Consider the following 624-nt stretch of genomic DNA (forward strand, 5'->3'; position numbering starts at 1 on the left):
TCGCCACTACTTACGGAATCTCTTCGATTTCTTTTCCTCCGGGTACTTAGATGTTTCAGTTCTCCGGGTTTGCTCTCTAATAAATTAGAGTGACTGGTCTTCAACCAGACGGGTTGCCCCATTCGGACATCTGCGGATCAATTCGTGTGTGCCAATCCCCGCAGCTTTTCGCAGCTTACCACGTCCTTCTTCGCCTCTGAAAGCCTAGGCATCCGCCATACGCCCTTAACGATTTCTTTCCTAATAATTATATTAGTTCAGTATTTTTTGATAAATAAATTTATCGATATTTTTATAAACTCGGCACTCGAAAGTGCTCGGTTATCTCTTTGTGATGTCTTTACCGTTAATGTCAATGATCTTAATGTCTTCTTGTCAAACTGATGAACAAATGTTGTTTTTGGCTCCATTCGTAACTTTTAAACCAGTCATCCAAAACTGTGGAGAATAAGGGAGTCGAACCCTTGACCTCCTGCGTGCAAGGCAGGCGCTCTAGCCAGCTGAGCTAATTCCCCCTCTAGTGCTGCAAGCTTTTTGCTTACCGCCTTAATTAGTAGTCTCGGGCAGGCTCGAACTGCCGACCTCTACATTATCAGTGTAGCGCTCTAACCAGCTGAGCTACGA

At 44.6% G+C, this 624-nt stretch carries 1 tRNA gene and 1 rRNA gene; both read right to left on the bottom strand.

What is annotated here, in order from left to right:
- Positions 1–239 (bottom strand): 23S ribosomal RNA (locus tag SCA31_RS22435); the annotation flags it as partial.
- 202 nt (positions 240–441) lie between these two features.
- A tRNA-Ala gene (locus SCA31_RS22440) sits at positions 442–515 on the bottom strand.
- Positions 516–624 lie beyond the last annotated feature (109 nt).

Origin of the sequence: Chryseobacterium sp. SIMBA_028 (assembly GCF_046535285.1) — a bacterium.
In the GTDB taxonomy this organism is placed as follows: domain Bacteria; phylum Bacteroidota; class Bacteroidia; order Flavobacteriales; family Weeksellaceae; genus Chryseobacterium.